The 24,592-nt window shown below is 49.5% G+C and carries 24 protein-coding genes, 1 other RNA gene and 1 pseudogene; 11 read left to right on the forward strand and 15 right to left on the reverse strand.

Translation table 11 applies throughout. The annotated features are described in order from the left end of the window. Window positions 1-257: 257 nt before the first annotated feature. Genes I6L54_RS14730 through I6L54_RS14740 form a run of 3 tightly spaced genes read left to right on the forward strand, consistent with a single transcriptional unit; the run spans window position 258 to window position 2,693 of the window. The gene (locus I6L54_RS14730; protein WP_223236937.1) at window positions 258-836 is read left to right on the forward strand and encodes a hypothetical protein; all 579 of its coding nucleotides are present in this window, start codon (window positions 258-260) and stop codon (window positions 834-836) included. A gap of 11 nt (window positions 837-847) precedes the next feature. Beyond that, complete coding sequence (locus I6L54_RS14735; RefSeq protein WP_072041513.1) at window positions 848-2,317, forward strand: PAAR domain-containing protein; 1,470 nt, start codon at window positions 848-850, stop codon at window positions 2,315-2,317. Next, a complete protein-coding gene (locus I6L54_RS14740; protein WP_040233740.1) occupies window positions 2,295-2,693 on the forward strand; it encodes a hypothetical protein in 399 nt (132 codons plus the stop codon). Before I6L54_RS14735 ends, I6L54_RS14740 begins: the two co-directional genes overlap by 23 nt. 34 nt (window positions 2,694-2,727) lie before the next feature. Here I6L54_RS14740 and I6L54_RS14745 read toward each other — a convergent pair. The 4 genes and pseudogenes from I6L54_RS14745 to I6L54_RS14760 form a co-directional block, all read right to left on the reverse strand. Further along, window positions 2,728-2,922, reverse strand: a pseudogene (locus tag I6L54_RS14745) (penicillin binding protein PBP4B); the annotation flags it as partial. Between the two features lie 13 nt (window positions 2,923-2,935). Beyond that, window positions 2,936-3,748, reverse strand: a complete 813-nt coding sequence (locus I6L54_RS14750; RefSeq protein ID WP_040233739.1) for a MetQ/NlpA family ABC transporter substrate-binding protein — start codon at window positions 3,746-3,748, stop codon at window positions 2,936-2,938. Between the two features lie 21 nt (window positions 3,749-3,769). After that, window positions 3,770-4,438 carry a methionine ABC transporter permease gene (locus I6L54_RS14755; RefSeq protein WP_005120223.1) on the reverse strand — a complete coding sequence of 223 codons (669 nt, stop codon included), beginning with the start codon at window positions 4,436-4,438 and terminating at the stop codon, window positions 3,770-3,772. Further along, complete coding sequence (locus I6L54_RS14760) at window positions 4,431-5,453, reverse strand: methionine ABC transporter ATP-binding protein (protein WP_040233736.1); 1,023 nt, start codon at window positions 5,451-5,453, stop codon at window positions 4,431-4,433. Before I6L54_RS14760 ends, I6L54_RS14755 begins: the two co-directional genes overlap by 8 nt. Before the next feature lie 375 nt (window positions 5,454-5,828). Between I6L54_RS14760 and ynhH the strand changes: the two genes are divergently transcribed. The 3 genes from ynhH (at window position 5,829) to lpp (ending at window position 7,988) form a co-directional block, all read left to right on the forward strand. Next, entirely contained in the window at window positions 5,829-6,023 is a 195-nt protein-coding gene (ynhH, locus tag I6L54_RS24355) for a protein YnhH (RefSeq protein WP_245163452.1), read from the forward strand. Between the two features lie 7 nt (window positions 6,024-6,030). Continuing rightward, the gene (pykF, locus tag I6L54_RS14765) at window positions 6,031-7,443 is read left to right on the forward strand and encodes a pyruvate kinase PykF (protein ID WP_003029366.1); all 1,413 of its coding nucleotides are present in this window, start codon (window positions 6,031-6,033) and stop codon (window positions 7,441-7,443) included. 308 nt (window positions 7,444-7,751) lie between these two features. Next, window positions 7,752-7,988 (forward strand): murein lipoprotein Lpp, encoded by a 237-nt coding sequence (lpp, locus tag I6L54_RS14770; protein WP_003029373.1) that lies wholly within the window; start codon window positions 7,752-7,754, stop codon window positions 7,986-7,988. Between the two features lie 67 nt (window positions 7,989-8,055). On the opposite strand, the gene ldtE is transcribed toward lpp, so the two are convergent. The 8 genes from ldtE to I6L54_RS14810 all read right to left on the reverse strand — a co-directional run bounded on the left by ldtE (window position 8,056) and on the right by I6L54_RS14810 (window position 16,074). Next, window positions 8,056-9,060 carry a L,D-transpeptidase LdtE gene (gene ldtE / locus I6L54_RS14775; protein WP_005120231.1) on the reverse strand — a complete coding sequence of 335 codons (1,005 nt, stop codon included), beginning with the start codon at window positions 9,058-9,060 and terminating at the stop codon, window positions 8,056-8,058. Window positions 9,061-9,183: 123 nt separating this feature from the next. After that, window positions 9,184-9,600, reverse strand: a complete 417-nt coding sequence (gene sufE, locus I6L54_RS14780; RefSeq protein WP_005120233.1) for a cysteine desulfuration protein SufE — start codon at window positions 9,598-9,600, stop codon at window positions 9,184-9,186. Between the two features lie 12 nt (window positions 9,601-9,612). Beyond that, entirely contained in the window at window positions 9,613-10,833 is a 1,221-nt protein-coding gene (gene sufS / locus I6L54_RS14785) for a cysteine desulfurase SufS (RefSeq protein ID WP_040233734.1), read from the reverse strand. After that, on the reverse strand, window positions 10,830-12,101 hold the full coding sequence (gene sufD / locus I6L54_RS14790) for a Fe-S cluster assembly protein SufD (RefSeq protein WP_040233732.1): 1,272 nt from the start codon (window positions 12,099-12,101) through the stop codon (window positions 10,830-10,832). Before sufD ends, sufS begins: the two co-directional genes overlap by 4 nt. Continuing rightward, on the reverse strand, window positions 12,076-12,822 hold the full coding sequence (gene sufC, locus I6L54_RS14795; RefSeq protein ID WP_005120239.1) for a Fe-S cluster assembly ATPase SufC: 747 nt from the start codon (window positions 12,820-12,822) through the stop codon (window positions 12,076-12,078). Before sufC ends, sufD begins: the two co-directional genes overlap by 26 nt. Window positions 12,823-12,838: 16 nt before the next feature. Next, window positions 12,839-14,326: a Fe-S cluster assembly protein SufB gene (gene sufB, locus I6L54_RS14800; protein ID WP_005120241.1), complete on the reverse strand. Its 1,488-nt coding sequence runs from the start codon at window positions 14,324-14,326 to the stop codon at window positions 12,839-12,841. Window positions 14,327-14,334: 8 nt separating this feature from the next. Next, on the reverse strand, window positions 14,335-14,703 hold the full coding sequence (gene sufA, locus I6L54_RS14805) for a Fe-S cluster assembly scaffold SufA (RefSeq protein ID WP_005120243.1): 369 nt from the start codon (window positions 14,701-14,703) through the stop codon (window positions 14,335-14,337). Window positions 14,704-15,198: 495 nt separating this feature from the next. Beyond that, entirely contained in the window at window positions 15,199-16,074 is an 876-nt protein-coding gene (locus tag I6L54_RS14810; RefSeq protein ID WP_040233730.1) for a LysR family transcriptional regulator, read from the reverse strand. 122 nt (window positions 16,075-16,196) lie between these two features. Between I6L54_RS14810 and I6L54_RS14815 the strand changes: the two genes are divergently transcribed. Next, window positions 16,197-17,048, forward strand: a complete 852-nt coding sequence (locus I6L54_RS14815; RefSeq protein WP_040233728.1) for a Vmh family MBL fold metallo-hydrolase — start codon at window positions 16,197-16,199, stop codon at window positions 17,046-17,048. Window positions 17,049-17,116: 68 nt separating this feature from the next. On the opposite strand, the gene I6L54_RS14820 is transcribed toward I6L54_RS14815, so the two are convergent. From I6L54_RS14820 to ydiJ, 3 genes are all read right to left on the reverse strand, one after another. Continuing rightward, on the reverse strand, window positions 17,117-17,305 hold the full coding sequence (locus I6L54_RS14820; protein ID WP_005120249.1) for a YdiH family protein: 189 nt from the start codon (window positions 17,303-17,305) through the stop codon (window positions 17,117-17,119). 77 nt (window positions 17,306-17,382) lie between these two features. Beyond that, a complete protein-coding gene (menI, locus tag I6L54_RS14825) occupies window positions 17,383-17,793 on the reverse strand; it encodes a 1,4-dihydroxy-2-naphthoyl-CoA hydrolase (RefSeq protein WP_005120251.1) in 411 nt (136 codons plus the stop codon). Then, entirely contained in the window at window positions 17,790-20,846 is a 3,057-nt protein-coding gene (gene ydiJ / locus I6L54_RS14830; protein ID WP_005120252.1) for a D-2-hydroxyglutarate dehydrogenase YdiJ, read from the reverse strand. Before ydiJ ends, menI begins: the two co-directional genes overlap by 4 nt. A 213-nt stretch (window positions 20,847-21,059) precedes the next feature. Between ydiJ and ydiK the strand changes: the two genes are divergently transcribed. From ydiK to I6L54_RS14850, 4 genes are all read left to right on the forward strand, one after another. Continuing rightward, window positions 21,060-22,169 carry an AI-2E family transporter YdiK gene (gene ydiK, locus I6L54_RS14835; protein ID WP_040233726.1) on the forward strand — a complete coding sequence of 370 codons (1,110 nt, stop codon included), beginning with the start codon at window positions 21,060-21,062 and terminating at the stop codon, window positions 22,167-22,169. Between the two features lie 188 nt (window positions 22,170-22,357). Continuing rightward, an RNA gene (gene rprA, locus I6L54_RS14840) (antisense sRNA RprA) lies at window positions 22,358-22,465 on the forward strand. Window positions 22,466-22,660: 195 nt separating this feature from the next. Then, window positions 22,661-23,017, forward strand: coding sequence for a YdiL family protein (locus I6L54_RS14845; protein ID WP_005120255.1), 357 nt, complete (start codon window positions 22,661-22,663; stop codon window positions 23,015-23,017). 146 nt (window positions 23,018-23,163) lie between these two features. After that, window positions 23,164-24,384 (forward strand): MFS transporter, encoded by a 1,221-nt coding sequence (locus tag I6L54_RS14850; protein ID WP_040233724.1) that lies wholly within the window; start codon window positions 23,164-23,166, stop codon window positions 24,382-24,384. Window positions 24,385-24,592: the final 208 nt, after the last annotated feature.

Raw genomic sequence — 24,592 nt, forward strand, 5'->3', positions numbered from 1 at the left:
TATTTTAATTAAATTAATTATTGAAAGCTTGAATCATTCAAAAAAAGATTCAGGCTTTTTTATGTTTTATGCGACAGGAATCACATAATTGATATAAAAATTAGTTTTTCATTGTTCTTTTAACCGATGAGTAAGTTTCTGAAATGTATTTCTATCAAAGCAATAGAGAAGTTTGTCAGTACATAAGCGAGCATGAATTATGGGTTTTAGGTCGGATCACTGGAATACATAATAAGACTACACATAAGAATGAAAAGATGTTAGAGCCGTTATGGCGAAAATACGATAAGAATATTGAAGGCATTTCTATATTTTATTCAAAAATGGACGCGGCATTTTATTCAACATATTTAGCACAGAGGTTTAATGAAAAATGGGATGTATATCCATTAGATGATTTCAATATTAAAGAAATGATGATGAATAATCAGCAGATTAAAAAAACCGACGATTATTATTTGTTATTACATGCCGGATTGTGGGCTAATAAAGAGCATGAAATTATTAGTTCAAATTATCATTTAGCTCAAGTAACAATCCCAGCCAAATATAACCCTGGAATTATAACTGAGGATAGCGAACATCCAATATTACAAATTCCTCAAAAGATAACAGATGAGTTTTGTAAAATATGGAGAAAAAGATTTCCTGATTTCATAAATCATACTAAATCACTGTGTAGTTATGATATTGATTATTTGAAAGAACAAAGTTTAATTGCATACAATAGAATAAAACTAAAGGAGTCCAGTAGAATAGATGATTGTGTTTATATGGCAACCTGGGAAAACTCATGGATTTTTTGTAACCCAGAGAATTTAAATTTAATAAAATAAGGAGTACGCAAATGGGACGCGCATATTTTTTAATCGTTGGCGATAAAACAACGTGTGGAGGAACTATTGTTACTGGTTGTGCAAATCATATTATTAATGGGCAACCAACCGCTTGTGAAGGTGATCACTATATATGTGGCTCAGATAAACAACTTTACCAAATAGTGGGGGGACAACCTGGTTACTTTATTCATGGCAGAAGTGCTGCCGGAACTGCGCATAGTGTTGGAACATGCTTGTGTAGATGTCGATTTATTAACTCGTATATTTATGCGTCATACGATTACGAAAGCAAAATTGTCTCCGCTCCTCAACCAGTAACCAGAGTAGCGTCTGTAGCGCCACAGAACGCACCACCCCCGCTAACTATGAGACCGGGGCCATCCTGTCCAGTAGAAGAAGATGAAGATGAAGATGAACCGTCACGCGAACCTGTAGATGCTGGATTTTGCGTATTACCTTACGGGGCCACACCATCATCATATGAACCTTATATTTTTATTAATCCGCCAGAGGGAACGCGCGAACTATATAAAAAATTAAATCCAGACATGAAGAAAAAACCGGGTTCAATTTTAATTATTGCTGACCCCAAAAAACAAGATGCAAAACAAATTCAGACTCTTGAAACAGCAAGAAATAAAATTGATAAAGCTCTTGAACCATTATCAAATGAAGAAGCAATACTATTACATGATAATAAAACAGCAGTGGATATCTTTTCATCTCAAATTCATAGTAGTGCTCTTGGAACATCAGGTGATGTAATGGGATATATTAAAGATATTGGGGGTGAATATTATAACGAAATAAATAACATACTTAAAGACATTGAAAAATTATATCAAGCCACTTACTCACAAAATAATGGTCGCATCTCAGGCGAGGAGTTTTTTGGACGAAGAAAGATATTATTTAATCAATTAGATGTCGTCTTGAATCGTTTTAGTAAATCTCAATTGGGATTACCTCAATATGAAGTATTGAAAAAAGCATTGGGTTTGTCTACGCGATCTATCACTCACAAATGGGATCAAACTGGTGTTGGTACCATAGAGGGTTATGCTTCATATATTGAGAAATCTGCAAAAGTAATGCAGTTAATTAAAAAGATAGGATATATTGGTATTGGGCTAGATTTTTCAGGATACTCAGAGAATGTATATGAAGCATGTTCAAAGGGTCGGGAAGATGCGTGTTACCAAACTGCCATAGTTGAATACAGTAAATTTGGTGCTAAGCAAGCTGCCGGAAACTTAGTCGGACCTATTGCGGGAATTGCAGGACGTAGGGCTTGTATGTGGGTATTAGGAATATTAACTGAAGAAGTTGGCGGTGTTGGTGCGGCATTATGTCTTATCACAGGAATGGCAGTGGGTATCGCTGGTTCAAAAGCTGCGGAAAGTGTAGGTGAAGATATAGGAGATAAATATAGTAAAGAATATGGAGAAGTTATATATGAAAAGCTTTTTAAGCAATAATGCAAGTCTTATCCAGATGACAGCTCTTGTAGTTATGATTATATCCTATATTTTATTATTTATTTTTAGAATATATAATAAAACACAAGCAAGAAAGATAAACAATTTATTCATACTAAAAAGCAAAATACCACTGAGACTTACAGATGATTACTTAAATCAATCCATATTTTTCCTCTCTTACGTCAGGGTAATGTTACCTTTTTGCAAAATGATTTTATCTACTGAATATGGTAGTAAAAGAAAAACCTCTGAGTATATATTTTTTAAAGAACTCCCCACGAAATTAACTATCGGATTTAAATTTGAAGTATTAATGTGGGTAATTGGGCTGACCAGTTTTATAACTTTAATTATTAGTGGAGGAGCCATATAAAAAAAGGACTCCTATAAGGAGTCCTCCTTGATTGTTATTTCAATGCACCATATATCTGATCTACAATCCACCCGTATGTGACCTCAGGGAGTAACCCACTCACAAATACATTTGGATTCACTTTCTGACCTGCAACTGGTGAATGTCCCCTGTTACCTAAAATCACAATAGCCATATGGTTAACCGGATCGATTGACGTCATCGATACGTTACCGTTCGTACGCCACCCGGCAAAAAGCGGATCAGTTATTAACCGGGATCACCGCGCCTTTATATTTGGTGCGGATCCAGTCCTGGATCTCTTTGGAGTGCAGCACATCAACCAGCGCCACGATATCCTTTTTCTTCTCGTCACCGCGATGCACGGTAATGATATTGGCATACGGGTTGTTTTCACCGCTTTCAACGGCAATCGGATCTTTCACCGGATCCAGCCCGGCGTCGATGGCGTAGTTAGCGTTAATCACCACCGCATCGCCTTCATCATTGTTATACATCTGCGGCAACAGCGCGGCTTCCACGTTAGGCAGGAACTGCAGTTTTTTCGGGTTCTCAACAATGTCGCTAATGCGCGCGGTCACTTTATCTACGCCCGGCTTCAGTTTGATCACGCCCTCTTTTTCGAAAATCGACAGAATACGGCCTTCCTCAGATACCGCATCGCGCATGATGACCTTGCCACCTTCCGGCAAATCTTTAAGCGATTTCACTTTTTTCGAATAAATACCAATCGGCTCAATGTGGATCGCTCCTGCGCTGACGAAATCATACGTTTTATCGCCAGCATGATCTTTAATCACGCTGTTCAGGTACGGAATATGCTGGAAGTAGTTAGCGTCAATCTCACGACCAGCCAGCGCGGTGTTCGGCAGAATGTAATCCTGGAACGGTTTGATCTCCAGATCGATCCCCTGCTTCGCCAGTATAGGCTTAGCCTGCTCGAGGATCTCCGCATGCGGCACGTTGGACGCGCCAACGGTCAGCGTATCTGCCCACGAGGCAAAGCTCAGGGCGCTTAAGGTTGCTGCGGCGAGTAATGTCAGTGATTTTTTCATGATAATGGTTTCCGTATTTTATTAGCGTTTATCTAACAGAGAGGTGATCACATCGCCGCAAAGCTGGATGATGAAGACAATGAGCAAAATCGTCACCGTCGCCACCAGCGTGACGTCGCTGTGGTTGCGTTGAAAGCCTTCCAGATAGGCCAAATTCCCTAAACCACCGGCGCCAATGACCCCCGCCATCGCGCTGTAGCTAACCAGCGCAATCAGCGTCACGGTGATGCCGGACACCAAAGCAGGAGAGGATTCCGGCAGTAAAACCCGAAAAATAAGTGTGCTCAGACGTGCGCCCATCGAACGCGTCGCTTCAATCACGCCTTTATCGACTTCACGCAAAGCAATTTCGACCAGCCGCGCATAAAACGGCGCAGCCCCTACAATCAGCGCAGGCAACGCGGCATTGGCGCCGAGAATGGTGCCGACCATCGCTTTGGTAAACGGGATCAGCAGCACGATCAAAATGATGAATGGGATCGAGCGAAAGATATTCACCACCAGCGAAATACCGCTATACACCGCGCGATTGTGAAACAGTCCACCGCGTGCGGTCAGGAACAATGCCAGACCAAGCGCGATGCCCAAGATAAAGGTCGCTGCGCCTGAAAGGGCTGTCATGTAGAGCGTTTCCTGGGTTGCTGCCAGCAGTTGTTCCCACTTCAGATGCGGGAAAAGTTCTTCAGCCATGTTGAATCACCTCGCCTTCAATGTCGCTCTGGCGCAGGTCGGCCAAAATATTGTTCAATTGTTCCTCAGAGGCCACAACGTGCACCCAGAGCTGACCAAAAGCGCCTTGTGCGGTTTGCGTCATCTTGCCGTGTAAAATGTTAAACGGCAGGCCATAGCGTAGGGTCAATTCACCCACCACTGGCCGATGCGTACGTTGCCCGGTAAACGTAAGCTTGATCACCACGCCGCCAAGTTCGCTGGCTAGCTGCGGGTTGAATTCGTCTTCCTCGGCGTATTGACTCACCTGACGAACGAACTGTCGGGTGATCGCCTGCTGCGGATGAGTAAAGACGCTAAGCACGTCGCCTTCTTCAACGACTTTGCCATTTTCCATGACCGCCACGCGATCGCAGATCTTGCGTACTACGTGCATTTCATGGGTGATCAGCACGATGGTTAATTTGAAGCGACGGTTAATATCGAGCAGTAAATCGAGGATCTGATCGGTAGTTTGCGGATCCAGGGCTGACGTAGCCTCGTCACAGAGCAGTACATCAGGATTATTCGCCAGCGCGCGGGCGATCCCTACGCGCTGCTTTTGGCCACCACTGAGCTGCGATGGATACGCATTTTCGCGACCGCTCAGACCGACAAGGGTAATCAGCTCGGCCACTCGCGCCTTAATCATCGCTTTCGGCGCACCGGCAATTTGCATAGAGAAAGCAATATTCTCGCTAACGGTCCGTGACCACAGTAAATTAAAGTGCTGAAACACCATGCTGATTTTCAACCGTGCCTGACGCAACGATTCCCCACAGGCGGCGGAGATATCCTGGCCGTTAATCGTTACGCTGCCGGAGGTCGGTTTTTCCAGACCATTAAGCAAACGAATTAAGGTGCTTTTACCTGCCCCGCTGTAACCAATAATGCCGTAAATCTGTCCCTGTTCAACCGTCAGGTTGACGTTATCGACAGCGGTGATGGCAAGCCTGCCTGGCGTAAACACTTTCGAAATATTTTTCAGGACAATCATGTCGTTTGGGTATCCGCTGCTGCTTATTGTTCTTCTGCTATCGCTTTTGGCTGTTTAGCAGTATGGATGTCCAAATGAGTGTAATCAGCGAGATTGGTTTTTAAAATGAATTAAAACGAATTTGATATAACTTTTAGGAATATGAAGACATTCGAGCCAGGATGACCGAATAACCTTCAACTGAGAGGACAAATGCAGGCTGTTGCGCAACAAACCTCGACGGTGGACGACCTCTTTATCCATACCTATGAACAAATTAGTGAATATTTCTTGTGAAACTGCACAGAACTCTTTTGAAACGCTGTTTCCATTTTCCTTTTTGATAATTTTCAGCGTATAATGCGCGCCAATTGTCTCTTGAATGGTTTCAGCACATTGACCTGTAAAACTCAACGACTACAAAATTCACCATCCCGTTGGGCTGAAACGCAAGCACACATTCCTCTGCACGCTCTTTCGATGTCACCTATCCTTAGAGCGAGGCATCACAACTTTCGTAACTCAGGTTTAGCTTTCCATCCGTGCGCGATGGAAGCCAGATTTCCATATCCTTCTCAACTTAAAGACTAAGACTGTCATGAAAAAGACGAAAATTGTTTGCACCATCGGTCCGAAAACCGAATCCGAAGAGATGTTAACCAAAATGCTGGACGCGGGCATGAACGTCATGCGTCTGAACTTCTCCCACGGTGATTACGCAGAACACGGTCAGCGCATCAAGAATTTGCGCAACGTCATGAGCAAAACCGGTAAAAAAGCCGCTATTCTGCTCGACACCAAAGGTCCGGAAATCCGTACCATTAAGCTGGAAGGCGGCAACGACGTTTCTCTGAAAGCGGGCCAGACTTTCACTTTCACTACCGACAAATCTGTTGTGGGCAACAACGAAATCGTTGCTGTTACCTATGAAGGCTTCACTAAAGACCTGTCTGTCGGCAACACCGTACTGGTTGATGATGGCCTGATTGGTATGGAAGTTACCGCTATCGAAGGTAACAAAGTTATCTGTAAAGTGCTGAACAACGGCGATCTTGGCGAAAACAAAGGCGTTAACCTGCCAGGCGTTTCCATTGCCCTGCCAGCACTGGCTGAAAAAGACAAGCAGGATCTGATCTTCGGTTGTGAGCAAGGTGTTGACTTCGTTGCGGCATCCTTTATCCGTAAACGTTCTGACGTCGTTGAAATCCGTGAGCACCTGAAAGCTCACGGCGGCGAAAACATCCAGATCATCTCCAAGATTGAAAACCAGGAAGGCCTGAACAACTTCGACGAAATCCTCGAAGCATCCGACGGCATCATGGTCGCTCGTGGCGACATGGGCGTTGAGATCCCGGTTGAAGAAGTTATCTTCGCGCAGAAGATGATCATCGAGAAATGTATCCGTGCACGTAAGGTCGTTATCACTGCGACCCAGATGCTGGATTCCATGATCAAAAACCCACGTCCGACCCGCGCTGAAGCCGGCGACGTTGCGAACGCCATCCTCGACGGCACCGATGCCGTTATGCTGTCTGGTGAGTCCGCGAAAGGCAAATACCCGCTGGAAGCTGTGACCATCATGGCCACCATCTGCGAACGTACCGACCGTGTGATGACCAGCCGTCTGGACTTCAACAACGACAGCCGCAAACTGCGCATCACCGAAGCCGTTTGCCGTGGCGCGGTTGAAACTGCAGAAAAACTGGATGCGCCGCTGATCGTCGTCGCAACTCAGGGCGGTAAATCTGCACGTGCTGTGCGTAAATACTTCCCGGATGCCACCATCCTGGCGCTGACCACCAATGAAACTACCGCGCGTCAGCTGGTGCTGAGCAAAGGCGTTGTTGCACAAGTTGTTAAAGAAATCAGCTCTACCGATGATTTCTACCGTCTGGGCAAAGAAGTTGCTCTGGAAAGCGGTCTGGCTCAGAAAGGCGACGTTGTAGTGATGGTTTCCGGCGCACTGGTTCCGAGCGGCACGACCAATACGGCATCTGTTCACGTGCTGTAATAATTCCATCGCGAATTAATTTGCTTAAAAAGCGCCCTTGCGGCGCTTTTTTTATTTTATCGATAGCCACAATTAATAAAAAATCAAATCGGATTTCACTATCCAATCCGAGATTATCTAAGATGAATCCGATGGAAGCTTTCTGTTTTCTCTCGGGTTTTTAGCTGTTTTTGCCCAATTCGATGCTTCTTTGAGCGAACGATCAAAAATAAGTGCATTCCCATCAAAAAAATATTCTCAACATAAAAAACTTTGTGTAATACTTGTAACGCTACATGGAGATTAACTCAATCTAGAGGGTATTAATAATGAATCGTACTAAACTGGTACTGGGCGCGGTAATCCTGGGTTCTACTCTGCTGGCAGGTTGCTCCAGCAATGCTAAAATCGATCAGCTGTCTTCTGACGTTCAGACTCTGAACGCTAAAGTTGACCAGCTGAGCAACGACGTGAACGCAATGCGTTCCGACGTTCAGGCTGCTAAAGATGACGCAGCTCGCGCTAACCAGCGTCTGGACAACGCAGCTACTAAATACCGTAAGTAATAGTATCTGTGTAATAGAAATGGCGCACATTGTGCGCCATTTTTTTTGCCCGTTATTTCCTTCCCTGTTACTGCGTTGTGCGCATCTGCACATCCTCCCCTGGCGCACCATTCTGCGCTGACTTCACATCTGGTCCGTTGGCAACAACAGGTGTCTGCCCGGCACTAACGGTCACGGGATAACCCGCACGGCGATACAGTGCTCTCTCAACCAGACTGTTATCGACGGCCTTATTCCCTTTGAACTGATTAAAACCTACCGGTAAAACATAGGGCATGGTCTGAACGTTTTGCTCCTCTTCCGGTGACAATGGCCTGTGCACCTCAACATAGCGCATACCATTTGGCTCGACGGCGTACTTTATCGGCTCGTTGATCACTCTGACAGGCGTACCTGGTCGCACCTGCTCGAACAACGCTTTGATATCCGGCGCGTTCATACGGATACAACCAGAGCTTACGCGCAGACCAACACTGTCGGGTGCGCTGGTGCCATGGATCAGGTATTCACCGTTTCCATGCGCCAGACGCAGTGCAAAGCGCCCTAACGGATTATTTGGCCCGGCTGGCACTACCGGCGGTAATGTGATGCCGCGCTCCAGCGAGCGTTTACGGATGCCCGGTGTAGGCGTCCAGGTCGGGTTGGGTATTTTCTGCCCAACCCGGGTTTCCATCACCGGCGTTTCCAGCCCCTGCAAACCGATACCAATCGGGAATACCTGAACACTATTTTCTCCCGGCGGGAAGTAATACAGACGCAGTTCCGCCAGATTCACAATAATGCCTTCGCGTGGCGCATCCGGTAGCAATAATTGCGAGGGAATAGTAATCAGCGTTCCGGGTTTAGGGACGGGGGCAATAGTGTTATTGGCTTCAAGGATCAGCATGGCAGCGGTGTCAAAACGCCGGGCTATCGCCTGGAGATTCTTATCACCTTCCTGCACGGTGTAGGTTTGATTGTGCCCCACAAGACGGCTATTCGCCGGAGGCAACGGATAATCGACCGCCCATGCGGCCTGAATAGCGCTGTAAGCGCCGATTAGCATTAACGTAATAACAGACGCGCGTTTCATACTCACTCACCCCCCTGGCGTTCTTGCCGGACGGCGGCGAGCGCCCGATCCGGCCTACGAGTCACTGCGTTGTTCTACACGAACGCTTTCAGGTCGGTCTGAAAGTTGACGTGTTTTATCAGTTTAGCTAAGAGTTGCGGCTTTGGCGCGAATAGCCCGAATCATCGCCTCCAGCCCCTGTGAACGTGAAGGGGTGAGATGCTGTGCGAGCGCCATTTTTTCGAACCACTGACGCACATCAAAATTCACAATATCCTGAGCCGTCATCCGGTCATACAAAATGAAGACGATGGCGATAAGTCCTTTCACAATTGCCGCATCACTGTCGCCCTGTAATTCAATAATACCTTCAGCATTCTGCCGCATAACAATCCATACCTGACTTTGACATCCCTGAATGCTATTTTCCGGGCAGCGATCGTCGGCATTTAATTCCGGCAGGCGCTGACCCAGTTCAATGATGTACAGGTATTTCTCTTCCCAATTAGCGCAACGCAGAAAATTACGCAATAGTTTTTCTTTATCCGGTAGCGCAGCCATAATGCCTCCCTGTTATCCCAGCAAGTGATGAATACGCTTGAGTCCCGTCACCAGGCGATCCACTTCTTCATGGGAGTTATACATGGCAATAGAAGCCCGGCACATCGCGGGAACGTGATAATAAGCCATCAACGGCATAGCGCAGTGATGCCCCGTACGCACAGCAATTCCATAGTTATCAAGAAAGCTACCGACGTCATACGCGTGATGTTTGCCGAGGTTAAAGGCGATCACGCCTAAACGGTTTTCCGGGCCGTAGATTGTTAAATCCGGCACATCCGCCAACTGTTCCAATGCATAACGCATCATGAACTGCTCATATTCACTGATTTCTGCCAGCCCGAGCGCTGAAACATATTCAATAGCCGCACCGAGCCCAATAATGCCCCCGGTGTTTGGCGTTCCGGCTTCAAAACGCCAGGGGGCTTTAGCCCACGTCGTTCCCTGGCTCAGACTGACGGTTGCTATCATCGAGCCACCGCCTTCCCACGGTGGCATTTCCTGCAGCAGCGACTCTCTGGCATACAGCACGCCAATACCGGTGGGTCCATAGAGCTTGTGCCCGGAGAAGACATAAAAGTCGCAATCCAGTGCCTGCACATCCACCTGATGATGCATAACCGCCTGTGCGCCATCTACCAGCACTTTTGCGCCGTACTGATGCGCCAGCGCGATCATCTCCGGCAGCGGGTTTTCCGTGCCCAGCACGTTAGATACGTGGGTAATCGCCAGCAGTTGCGTGCGATCATCAAACAGCGTCGGCAGCGTTTCCAGTTGCAACGTCCCGTCGGCATTGAGCGGAATAACGCGCAGTTCAGCCCCGACGCGGGCACACAGCATCTGCCAGGGCACTATGTTGGCATGGTGCTCCATTTCGCTGATGATGATGTTATCGCCAGCCCGCACATTGCTGTTGCCCCAGCTGTTCGCCACCAGGTTGATCCCTTCCGTGGTGCCGCGGACAAACACCAGCTCTTCAGCGGAGCGGGCGTTAATAAACAGCGAGGCGAGCTTGCGCACATTCTCCATTTTTTCCGTGGCCTGAGCGCTCAGCGTATGGATCCCACGGTGGACCGCCGCATAGCCGTGACGGTAAAACTCGGCTTCAGCATCAATCACCTGATTGGGTTTTTGCGCGCTCGCCGCGCTGTCCAGATACGCCAACGGTAAACCATTCACTTCACGCGTCAGAACCGGAAAATCGGCCCGCACTTTTTCAATGGGAAATGTCATGCTACGCCTCCCGGCAGACGTTGGGCTATCCGCGCCAGTACCTGTTGTTTCAGCGTTTCATCGCTCAGGGCTTCCGTCAGCTCAGCGGCAAACGCGTAGAGAATCATCTGTTGGGCATCCTGCTGACCAATCCCACGCGAACGCAGATAGAACATCTGTTCATCGTCGATCCGCCCTACCGTCGCCCCGTGGCTGCATTTCACGTCATCAGCGTAGATTTCCAGTTGCGGCCTGGTATCCACTTCTGCCAGTTTACCGAGCAGTAGATTATTGTTCGTCATCTGACCATCAGTTTTAATGGCATGCTGCGCCACGTTAATCAGGCCATTAAACACCGCCCGGCCTTTATCGCTGACAATCGTTTTATGTAACTGGCGGCTGTTGCAATACCCCTTATTGTGTTCAAGCCAGGTTCGGGTATCGCAAACTTCATTTTTCACCGGCATCGCCAGGCTGTTAAGGCGCAGCGTGCTGTTCTCCCCATTAAGCTGGGTACTGGTGTTATGGCGTAATACCGCACCACCGAGTAAGAAGCTGTAGCTCACCGCCGTCGCATCTGCCCCTACCTGGATATCGTTATGCGCGAAATGGTGGCTAACCGGATTCTCAAACGCCAGTTTGATATGGCGCAAATGGGCATTTACCGCCACGTTCATGGTTAAACGTGCGCCGGTGAAATGACGAAGCTCGCTAAGGCTGACATAGTGTTCAATAACGGTGGCTTCTGCGCCTTCCGCCAGCTCCAGATGGTGGCGATAGTGCGCCGTGTTCACCTCATCGCCCGCCAGCCCCTGGGTAATGTGCAGCAGCAGCAGCGGTTTCGCGGGGCGCTGGTTACGCTTCACCTGAATGTGCGTGACGCTACGCGACAGGCTTTCGGTCAGGTGCAGAAAGACTTCCGGTTGGATGGCGGCCGGTAGCGTCTGACGCGCATCATCAACGGTAATGTCAAAGCCGCTGCCGTCCATGCGGTCGCTCAGCGTCGGGCAGAACTGCCCGTCGACAAATACCAGTCGTATGGCATCAATTGCCGGCGCCAACGCTTCACACTGGGCTGACGTTATCTCAGCGACATGACTGACAAACTGGCTGTTGGTTAAACCCTCCAGCGGCGTGTATTTCCAGTCCTCATGTTTACGCGTCGGCAACCCCAGCCGCAACATCTGTTGCAGGTGTTGTTGCGCATGCTGTGAGCGACGCTCACCCTGCGCTTCAAACAGATGATGCCACTGTTGGAGCACGTTACTGCTGTTCACTAAGCCAGCCATACCCTTGCTCCTCCAGCTGTTTAACCAGCGTAAAATCACCGGACTTCACAATGCGCCCCTGGTAGAGAACGTGGACGTAATCGGGTTTGATATAGTCGAGGATTCGCTGGTAGTGGGTGACAATAACAAACGAACGCTTTCCGTCACGCAATGCGTTCACGCCATCTGCCACGATTTTCAGCGCGTCGATATCCAGCCCGGAGTCCGACTCATCCAGAATGCACAACTGAGGCTCCAGCACCGCCATTTGCAAAATGTCATTACGCTTTTTCTCACCGCCGGAGAAACCGACGTTGACCGAACGCGTGAGTAAATCTGCCGGCATCTTCAGCAACGCAATTTTTTCTTCCATCAGATCCTGGAAGTCAAACCTGTCCAGCGATTCTTCGCCACGGTAGCTGCGCACGGCATTCAGTGCCGTTTGCAGGAAAAACTGGTTACTGACGCCGGGAATTTCTACCGGATACTGAAATGCCATGAAGATGCCTTCACCGGCACGGTCTTCCGGTGACAGTTCCAGCAAGTTCTTACCGTTAAATTCAACCGTCCCGCCAGTGACTGCATAATCTTCTCGTCCGGCGAGTGTCGCAGACAACGTGCTTTTCCCGGAACCGTTCGGCCCCATAATGGCGTGTACTTCCCCGGGGCGAATCTCAAGACTCAGCCCACGCAGGATCGCCTTCTCTTCCACACTGACCTGTAAATCTTTAATGCTTAACATGTGCTTTCCTTAAATTTTAGCCGACGCTGTGTTCAAGACTTATGGCGAGAAGTTTTTGCGCTTCCACGGCAAATTCCAGCGGCAGCTCAGAGAACACGTCTTTACAGAAGCCATTGACGATCATTGAAATAGCATCTTCTTCGCTGATGCCACGTTGCAGGCAGTAGAACAGTTGGTCTTCACCAATGCGCGAGGTCGTCGCTTCATGTTCAAGCTGAGCGCTGTTGTTACGGCACTCAACATACGGGAAGGTATGTGCCCCACAGTCCGCACCAATCAGCATTGAGTCACATTGGGTATAGTTGCGGGCGTTAGTGGCGGTAGGCATAATTTTCACTAAGCCGCGATAGCTATTCTGGCTATGTCCGGCGGAAATCCCTTTCGAGATAATGGTCGATTTGGTGTTTTTGCCGATGTGGATCATCTTGGTGCCGGTATCGGCCTGCTGGTGCCCGCTGGTCAGCGCAACGGAGTAGAATTCGCCGATCGAATTATCACCGCGCAGAATACAGCTCGGGTATTTCCAGGTAATGGCTGAACCGGTCTCTGACTGCGTCCATGACATTTTGCTGTTTTCGCCTTCGCACAGCGCACGTTTAGTCACAAAATTCAGGATGCCGCCGGTATTGCCATCGCCGGGGAACCAGTTTTGTACCGTTGAATACTTCACCTCAGCATCTTTATGGATGATCACCTCAACCACCGCCGCATGCAGCTGGTAACTGTCACGTACCGGCGCCGAACAACCTTCGATATAGCTGACGTAACTCCCCTCATCCGCCACCAGAATCGTGCGTTCAAACTGTCCGGTTTTTTCTGCATTGATACGGAAATAGGTCGACAGTTCCATTGGGCAACGCACACCCTTCGGCACATAAATAAACGTGCCGTCCGATGCCACCGCCGCATTCAGCGCGGCAAAGAAATTGTCATTCCCCGGGACGACGGTACCGAGGTATTTTTTTACCAGTTCTGGATGATCGTGGATGGCCTCGCCGAACGAGCAGAAAATAATACCCTGTTCCGCCAGCTTATCGCGGTAGGTCGTCGCGACTGACACCGAATCGAAAATGGCATCCACCGCCACTTCTTTGCCTTCACGGACCGGCACGCCAAGCTGCTCGAACGCGTCTTCAACCTCTTTGCTTAAAAACGCATTCGCGCCCGTTTGTTGCACTGCTCCCGGCTCAGAGGCACAGGTTTCATCACAGTTGCCGCAAGAAGGTGCAGAGTAATAGCTGTAATCCTGGTAGTTCAGTTTGTCATAGTGCGCTTTTAGCCAGTGTGGTTCTTCCATCGTCAGCCACGCGTTAAACGCATTCAGACGGAACGCCAGCATCCAGTCGGGTTCATTTCGTTTTGCCGAAATTGCCCGTACAACCTCTTCGTTGATCCCTTTCGCCAGTTCATCGGTTTTGAGTTGGGTAAAGAACCCCTCTTTGTAATTGAGGTGCCCGCCAGCCCAGGTGTTGACATCGTCAGTTGCTTCAGTGTTACGAGACATAGTACCGCCTATACCCCAAAGCTTTCGCCACAGCCGCATTCGTTCTGGGCTTTCGGGTTATGAAATTTAAATAACTGATTTAATCCTTCACGCACGAAATCGACTTCAGTTCCATCGATAAACGGCATCGCCTGTAACGGGACATAAAGTCTGGCGCCCTCTGTTTCAAAGAGCAGATCGTCTTTCTCAGGTTGCTTGACGGTGTCCAGCACATAGCCAAATCCCGCGCACCCGGTTTGTTTCACGCCTAGCCTCACGCCCAACATATCGGGTTGCCTTGCCACCAGTTCACGGATATGCGCCGCTGCCGCAGGCGTTAACGTCAGCCCGCGCCACGCAAAATCGTTGGGATTGAATGTTCCTGAATGCAATTCCATAGGGTTACCTCGAGTCATTAGCTTTCAAGCTATAACACCATGTTAGTGATAATGATTATCACTTCAACCCCTCAACAGCAGGGGCATTCGGGTTAACCGCCATTTTTGACGACTTTTATTAAGCATAGACCCTGCGGCGAGGGTTAACAGGGATGGATTTTTTTATTCAATACATTGATTAATAATAGATTATGAATGTGTAATCGTTCCGGCAGGTCAAATGCCAAAAGATGTATAGATAATGTCTATTTAAGGGATAGGTGGGGATGACTACGGGGAGCAATGCGGTTCAAAACGCATGTGGGCCATAAAAAACCCTTAAGTCTGCTTGCTATGCTGGCAGACTTAAGGGTTCCGACCCCATCCGGCGCTTATCTCCGGCACTCACAATGGCTTAGCTCTTGAAGGGGCGATAAGAAGAATCTCATACACTGAAAAATTTTTTTTAACACAAATTGCGCTTTGACTATTTTATAAACACGCTCAATCACATCGTTAGCACTGTGTCTTATTCAGTGTATCCAGCAACAGTCGCAACCCCGCAGGCTGGTGATCGCGGGAAAGATATAAACCATAAATCGGCAGGCGTTTAGGCTGTAGTTGGGGTAGAAGTCGTATTAATCTCCCCTGCGCCAGCCCTTCTCTCGCCTCCTGCTCAGGAACCAACGCAATCCCCATCCCCGCCAGGGCGGATTCACATAGCAGTGACGAGATACCGGCGCTTAAATTACCTTTAATGGCCACAGTGACGGCTTGCCCTTGCGCATCCAGAAAATGCCATGACTTTCCGGCGAACCCGCTGTAATAAAGGCAATTATGCTGCGCAAGATCGTCGACGTTTTTTGGGATGCCATGCTGGTTAAGATAATCCACGGAGGCACATAACACCGATTCACAATCCCCTAAGCGCCGGGCAATCGTTCCGGGTTCGGGATTTTCCGTGATGCGGATCGCCACATCGATACGCTCCCCAACCAGGCTTACCGGTTGATTGTTGATCTCAACTTCAATGCGGAGTTCAGGATAGCGAGCAAGAAATGCGGGCAGCACCGGTGCCAGAATATGTATGGCAGTAAAATGTGCACACGCCACCCGTAGCGTACCCGATGGGGTTTGCGCGAGCCCGGCGGCACCAATATCTCGCGAAAGCTGTGCCAGGGTGCGGGTTTTCAGCAATGCCTCTTCGCCGGCAGGCGTGATTGTCAACCGTCGTGACGAACGATGGATAAGCCGCGCCCCGGTCCACTTTTCCATCTCATCCAGATAGCGACTGACCATCGGTCGGGAAAGCCCGAGCGCACGCGCGGCGGCACTCAAACTGCCTAAATCACAGATATGGTTAAAAACTGTTGCCGCCATGACTCTGTCCATTGCATCCCATCCGATCGTTTTATGAAACTCAGCATGTCCTGATATGGGAATTCTAACAGATCCGAATTTCCTTAAAATACGGGAACGATCAAAAGACAATATCCTGCACAAGGTTCCCCGTTATGAAAATCAATACACTGGCTATGCTGTTACCCCTGTTTGCCTCTTCGGCATTTGCCGCTCCGCTACAGCTGGATGTCTACAATCCGCAGGAAAAGGCTATTTTCCCGGTCTCTTCGACGCTGGTGTCCGGCCCGAAAGAAGCGATTTTGTTTGACGCCCAATTCAGCACCAAAGACGGTGAAAAACTGGTGCAACGGATTCGCTCCAGCGGTAAGACGCTGAAAGCCATTGTGATCACGTCTGGCGATCCGGATTTCTATTTTGGCCTTGAGCCACTCGTCAAAGCCTTCCCCGGCGTCAACGTGCTGGCTACGCCGCAGGTGGTAGACCATATCCGCGCCACCAAAGAGGCCAAGCTGCAGTTCTGGGGCCCGCAAATGAAGGACGGCGCGCCAACATCGCTCACCGTTCCGCAGGCCACCACGCAAACACAATTTACGGTTGATGGCGAAACGCTGGAATTACGCCATCCTAATGACTATGCGGCGTATGTCTGGATCCCGGCGAATCGGGCCATTATTGGCGGCACAGGCGTGGCTTCCGGTATACACGTCTGGACGGCAGATACTCAGTCTGCAGAACAGCGTAGTGCATGGCGTAACGTACTGAGCGAAATGCAGAGCTTACAGCCCACCCAGGTGGTCCCGGGTCATTATATTGGTGAACGCCCGGCGGGTGATAAAGCGATTCGCTTCACTCAGGATTATTTGCAGTCGTTTGAGCAGGCATTAGAGGCGAAGAAAGGTTCGGATTATGTGATTAAAACCATGACCGCGGCATGGCCGGGCCTTGCAGACGAAAGCTCTCTGGAACTGAGTGCGAAAGTGAATACCGGTGAGATGAAGTGGTAAACAAGATTTAAGGCAAAAAATAACCCCGAACATGTGTCGGGGTTTTTATTACGACAGGCATACCGGAATCAATGAACGCCCAGGCGCCAGGCAAAATAGATCTCTTCTTTCAGTTCAGTCGAAGAGAGCGTTAATAAATCGGCAAACTCCAGCTCTAATTGTTTCAATCTTTTCAGGTACTGAGCCGGTGAAAGATCGGTTTTATCACGACGTAAAAATTCTATTGCCAGTTGGGCCGGGTCTAATTGGGTAGACATATCATCCTCGCTTGTGTTCAGAACCTGCACAGTATAACACCATTACCTGCGCAGATAATGACCAAACTCAACATGCATCACAAAATAGCGGTCGTCAGTCGCGAGGTGCAGCATAACCGACCCTGCTCATCGAAGATCTCGATTTGCCACACCTGATGACGTGAACCGGTATGCACAGGGCTGCACACCCCTCTGACGAGCCCTTCACGTGCAGAACGAACGTGGTTGGCGTTAATCTCAAGGCCCACCACTTTTTGAGTGCCCATCGTACACAGGTATCCAGCCACCGAGCCAATGCTCTCAGCCAGCACGACAGACGCCCCGCCGTGCAGCAAACCAAAGGGTTGTTTGGTGCGATGGTCCACAGGCATTGTGGCTTCCAGAGTATTGTCGCCGATATGCACAAAACGAATATCGAGCAGCCCTACCATATTTCCTTCACCCATGGCGTTGAGCGCCTCGAGTGTGACTTCACGTTTCCAGATCATCCTATAATCTCCAGTAATGCCTGTAATGGGTGGCGAACGCCCGTGCCTTCTACGCGTTTAACCTGGCTGCGACATGAATACCCGGCAGCCAGACAACGGTTACGTGGCAATCGTTGCATTGCCTGGTGCCATGATAACTCATAGATCCCTAAAGAGTTCTGGTGATTCTTCACTTCGTGGCCATAGGTACCCGCCATCCCACAGCACCCCACGCTGACATTTTCCAACTTTGCGCCAAAACGGGCAAAAATCGCGGCCCACTGTGCAGGCGCTCCCGGCAGAGCGGTCACTTCGGTACAGTGCCCGAAGAAGTACCACGGTTCACCACCGATAGCGACCGGCGGTTGTGACGCCAGTACAGCCGATAACCACTCATTGACCAGTAAGACATGGAAATCACCGCGCTGCTCGCCGAGCGCCAGCGTGTATTCATCGCGATAACATAGCACCAGCGCCGGATCGACACCGACCATCGGGATATTCAGCTTTGCCACCCGGTTGAGGAATTCAGCGGTCTTTTTCGCCGTTTTCGCAAACCGGTTTAAAAAGCCCTTTATATGCTGCGCTTTGCCGTTAGGCGAGAATGGCAACAGCACCGGCTGCAAACCCAATTTTTCTACCAGTCGGATGAAATCAGCCACTACCTGTGCATCGTAATAGCTGGTGAACGGGTCCTGCACCACCAGCACCGTACGTGCTTTTTGCTCCTTGCTGAGAGCTTCAAGCTGTTCCAGCGTCATATTGGCCGAACGATGCCCGACCAGCTGTCGTTGTAATGATGGCGCAGACAACAGCGGCAAATCCACCATGCCGATGTGTTTTTTAGCCAGATTACGTACCAGTGGTTGATTGATGAAAAAGTTGAACGTTTTAGGTGCGCGCGCCATCAGCGGTGCATAACTCTCAACGGTGGCGACCATGTGATCGCGGAGCGGGCGCAGATAGCGCGTGTGATACAGCTGCAGAAAGCGCGAGCGGAATTCCGGAACGTCAATTTTTATCGGGCACTGCGTAGAACAGGCTTTACATGCCAAACACCCGGACATCGCCTCTTTCACTTCATGCGAGAAATCATATTCGCCCTTACGTGCATGCCAGCTGTTCCGGGTTCGGGCGATTAGCGTACGTAAACTGGCACGTTTTTCTGGCAACTCTTTTTCCAGTTTCACGGGGTCGATCCCACGATCGGCCAACAGACGCAACCATTCCCGTACCAGCGTTGCCCGCCCTTTTGGCGAGTGAATGCGATTGAGGCTAATTTTCATCGAAGGACACATCGGGCTTTTGGCATCGAAGTTAAAGCATAACCCGTTGCCGTTACACTCCATTGCCCCACGCCACTCCTGGCGAACGGCCAGCGGGATTTGACGATCGTAAGTCCCTCGTTTAACCGCATCCACTTTCATCATTGGCGCATCGATGGCTTCCGGAGGGCAAATCTTCCCCGGATTGAGCCGGTTTTGCGGATCAAACACCGACTTCACTTTGCGCAGTTCGCGATACAGTTCCTTGCCAAAGAACGCCGGGCTGTACTCAGCACGGAAACCTTTCCCGTGTTCGCCCCATAGCAGACCACCGTATTTGGCCGTCAGCGCCACCACATCATCAGAGATGCGCTTCATCAGCACTTCTTGTTGCGGATCGCACATATCCAGCGCGGGTCTGACGTGCAGCACCCCGGCATCCACGTGACCAAACATGCCATAGCTCAGGCCATGACTATCGAGTAGCGCACGGAACTCGGCAATATAGTCGGCCAGGTGTTCCGGCGGTACGCAGGTATCTTCGGCAAACGGAATCGGCTTCGCAGAGCCTTTGGCATTACCCAGCAGACCAACGGCCTTTTTCCGCATGGCGTAGATGCGCTCGACACCAGCTAGTTCGGTACACAGCTGCCAGCCAATTACGCCGGCTTCCTGCCGGGCAATTAGCCCGTCCAGACGTTCACACAGCGCACTGACCTGAGAATCAATTAATGCTTCATCGTCACCGGCAAACTCGACGATATTCAGCCCGAGCATCTCTTTATCCGGGACATCGGTAATCAATTCGCTGACGGAGTGCCAGACAATATCTTCACGCGCCAGATTAAGCACTTTTGAATCGACGGTTTCGACCGACAGCGCGCGCGCTTCCACCATCACTGGCGCATTACGCAATGCAGAGTCAAACGAATCGTATTTGACGTTGACCAGTCGCCGAACTTTAGGCAGCGGCGTGATATCAAGGCGGGCTTCGGTGATAAATGCCAGCGTACCTTCGGAACCCGTAAGGATGCGGGTTAAATCAAACTCGGTCATCTCATCATTGAAGACGTGCCGCAGGTCGTAGCCGGTTAAAAAGCGATTGAGCTTTGGAAACTTGTCAATGATCAACTGTCGGTTCTCACGACACCGTTCATAAACCGTCTTATAGATGCGCCCAATCGCCGTATTGTTTTTACCGAGCATTTCGGCAAATTCAACCGGCATCGGCTGGGTATCGAGAATATCCCCGCCCATCAATACCGCGCGAATACCCAGCACGTGATCGGAGGTTTTACCGTAGACCAGCGAACCTTGCCCGGAAGCGTCGGTGTTGATCATTCCCCCCAACGTCGCCCGATTACTGGTGGACAATTCAGGCGCAAAGAAATAGCCGTAGGGTTTCAGATATTGGTTAAGCTGATCTTTTATCACCCCCGCCTCTACCCGCACCCAACCTTCCTGCACATTGATTTCAATGATGCGGCTCATGTAACGGGACATATCAACAATAATGCCCTGATTAAGCGCCTGCCCATTGGTGCCTGTGCCGCCGCCGCGAGGGGTAAAAATCAACGACGAAAAGAGCGGTTCTGACGCCAGCCGGGCGATAAGCGCCACATCAGCCGTCGAACGAGGGAAAACCACGGCATCAGGCAGAAGCTGATAGATACTGTTATCCGTCGACATTGTCAGACGATCGGCATAGCTCGTTGCCGTATCGCCCGTGAACCCTTGCTGCTCCAGCGCCTGCAAAAAATTGAGCACCAGTTGAACGACACCTGGCGCCTGAGAAATTTGTGGAATCATTATAGTGACCCTTTCCTGCGGTCTGTGTTGTGAATTTAATCGTTTGCGTGTTGCTTTGTTTGTTGTATCACATTTTTTTCTAATACGCTCAGCAGATTTACAGGCAGAATCCGCCTGTTCAAAACCGCTGAAATTGCTCATCATTATAGAGTGTGATTAACGTGTTCACGTCGCGTCAACGTTCTGACGCAAAGACAAAGGTGAAAAGTATTTATGGTAAATTTCCGTCAGCCCAGGGATATTGCACAAGTGCTGCTATCGGTGCTGTTTTTAGCCATCATGATTGTGGCCTGTCTCTGGATTGTGCAACCCTTTATTCTCGGTTTTGCCTGGGCAGGTACGGTGGTCATTGCGACCTGGCCCATCCTGATACGTATACAAAAATTGCTGTGGGGACGCCGTTCACTCGCCGTGCTGGTGATGACCCTGTTGTTAGTTCTGTTATTCATTATTCCTATCGCCCTGTTGGTCAACAGCATCGTTGATGGCAGTGGTCCTCTGATCCATGCAGTGACCGCCGGTGATATGACGCTGCCGGATCTGACGTGGTTAAACAGTATTCCTCTGGTGGGTGCCAAACTCTATGGCGCATGGCACAGCCTGTTGGATATGGGCGGTTCGGCTATCATGGCTAAGGTTCGTCCCTATATCGGTACCACAACCACCTGGTTTGTTGGTCAGGCCGCGCATATTGGCCGCTTTATGATGCACTGTGGCTTGATGTTGCTATTCAGCGCCCTGCTGTACTGGCGCGGTGAGCAGGTGGCGCTAGGCATTCGCCACTTCGCCTGCCGTCTTGCATCGAAACGCGGTGACGCTGCAATCCTGTTGGCAGCACAGGCCATTCGTGCGGTTGCATTAGGCGTGGTCGTCACCGCGCTGGTGCAGGCCGTCCTCGGGGGTATTGGTCTGGCGGTAACGGGGGTACCTTACGCTACGCTACTGGCGGTGTTGATGATCCTCTCCTGTCTGGTGCAACTGGGGCCTTTACCGGTGCTGATTCCGGCCATTATCTGGCTTTACTGGACAGGTGATTCTACCTGGGGCACGGTGCTGTTGGTGTGGAGTGGCGTGGTCGGAACACTGGATAACGTTATTCGTCCCATGCTGATTCGTATGGGGGCTGATTTGCCGCTGATCCTTATTCTTTCCGGGGTTATCGGTGGGTTGATTGCATTCGGTATGATTGGTCTGTTTATCGGCCCAGTGGTACTGGCTGTTTCATGGCGCCTGTTCTCCGCATGGGTCAATGAAGCCCCTGCACCGGGCACTGACCCGGAACAAATCCTCGAAGAAATCGCTGAAATCGAAAGTAATAAGTAATACAGCATCAGGCGGCAACATTGCCGCCTGATTGTTTAATATTGCTGATAAACACATCACAGCTCCCCGAACGAAACCCAATCCCAGCGCTGTGGGAGTACTCATTTATGTCGCAAATTCTTTACAGTTTTTAAACTATTGGGATGAATCTGATCGACGTGAAAAACCAGCATGCCTACTATTACCCCAAGGCTTTAGATCAACACTTTGATTTATAAGCATGGAAATCCCCTGAGTGAAACAACGAATTGCTGTGTGTAGTCTTTGCCCATCTCCCACGATGGGCTTTTTTTTGTCCTGCATTTCCACGTCCCCTAACGACCTACATCACATCAGCTAGCCAATTGTTTTATTTCACTCTCACGCCAAATGCACCAACTTCACAGATTAATAACAAATAATATTGCACAAGATACTGTGACTCTCTTCAAGCCGAAATATCCACAACAATGCTATTACTATTCCACCGTCTTTTATGAAGTGATGAAATAATGAACGCATTAGAATTGCAGGCTATCCGCCATATTTTTGCTATGACGGTGGAAGAAAGCGCCGCGTATATCGCGCGTGATGGCGACATTGTTGCCTGGCAACAATGGGAAAGTGGGGAAAAAGAAATCCCGGAAAACATCGCGCGCATTTGTGCAGAAATGAAAGCAAAGAGAAAGTTAAGAATTAACGCGATCATCGAAAAAATAAATAATCGTATTGGTAATAACACAATGCGTTTTTTCCCCGATCTGGTTTCTTTTCAGGCAGTTTATCACCACGACCATTTTCTCGACTGGAAAATCTACCAATCTGCTGCAGTGGAGCTCTATGCACACAACCTCGAGCGTTTGTGTTAGGCGGTCATCACGCCACCACTACGTTGCAACACGGGCCCCCGACATTATGCCCTCGCTCATGCGCAGTCTGCATACTATTTAGGCTAACACGCCCTACGCGACACAAAAAACAATATCCATTTAGCCTCTTCGCTGAGTAACACATTATGAAAAATACCTATTTCTCCACTGCGATAGGGCTGTACCTTAATTACCTGGTACACGGTATGGGGGTCATTCTGATGTCCCTCAATATGTCCTCACTTGAACAGCAGTGGCAAACCAATGCAGCGGGGGTGTCAATTGTCATCTCCTCCCTTGGTATCGGTCGGTTAAGCGTCTTATTAGTTGCAGGCATGCTCTCCGATCGCTATGGCCGCAGACCGTTTATCATTTTTGGCATGATCTGCTACCTCATCTTCTTTTTTGGCATCATCAATACTCACAGCATTGTGATTGCCTACGCCTTTGGTTTTTTAGCGGGAATGGCAAACAGTTTTCTTGATGCCGGAACCTACCCCAGCCTGATGGAAGCTTTCCCCCGCTCGCCCAGCACCGCCAATATCCTGATTAAAGCCTTTGTGTCCAGCGGCCAATTTCTGTTGCCGATGGTTATCAGCCTGCTGGTGTGGGCTGAACTCTGGTTTGGCTGGTCCTTCTTGCTGGCGGCGGGAATTATGGCGGTCAACGGCATATTTTTGTTCCGCTGCCGTTTCCCTGCACATCCGGGGCCGAAGCATTCCATCACGCCATCATCCGCTTTACAGGAACCTATTCATCCGGGGCATCGTTGTTCCCTTCTCGATCTGGGGAGTTACACCCTGTATGGATATATCTCGATGGCCACATTTTATCTGGTTAGCCAGTGGCTGGCACAGTATGGTCAGTTTGTCGCTGGTATGCCGTATACGTTATCTATCAAGCTGTTAAGTATTTACACCTGCGGTTCGCTGCTGTGCGTATTCATTACTGCTCCTCTGGCGAGAAAAGCGGGTCGTGCAACGTCTCTGTTGATGCTGTACACCTTTATCTCCTTTGTCGCGCTGCTGGCGGTTTGCCTGCATCCAACGACCTGGGTCGTGATTACATTCGCCTTTGTCATCGGGTTCTCATCAGCCGGAGGCGTCGTGCAAATCGGTCTAACGCTAATGGCCGCTCGCTTTCCGCAGGCGAAAGGTAAAGCTACCGGTATTTACTACAGCGCGGGCAGTATCGCGACCTTCACGATCCCACTAATAACCGCCAGGCTCTCCGAAACCAGTATTGCGCACATCATGTGGTTTGATGCGGGTATCGCTGCGCTCGGTTTCCTGTTGGCACTGTTTATTGGCTATCGCAGCCGGCTTGCAGCAAAGCGTCAGTTAAACATGGCACCACTCGCACAATAACGCGGATGCAATATTGTTCCCCTCTTCTGCAAAATAATTTGACGGATTATTAAAATAACGGCAAAACGTCGGTCTGACGAATTAGGTTTCACAGTTTGATATGCAATATACCTGGTAATTTAAACGCCATGCTATGTAGGTACAATAACTACTGCCCGGTATATTAATCACAAGGTCGCCGAAATTTAAACTACACCGACGAGCACAG

Source organism: Citrobacter pasteurii (genome assembly GCF_019047765.1).
Taxonomy (GTDB): Bacteria; Pseudomonadota; Gammaproteobacteria; order Enterobacterales; family Enterobacteriaceae; genus Citrobacter; species Citrobacter pasteurii.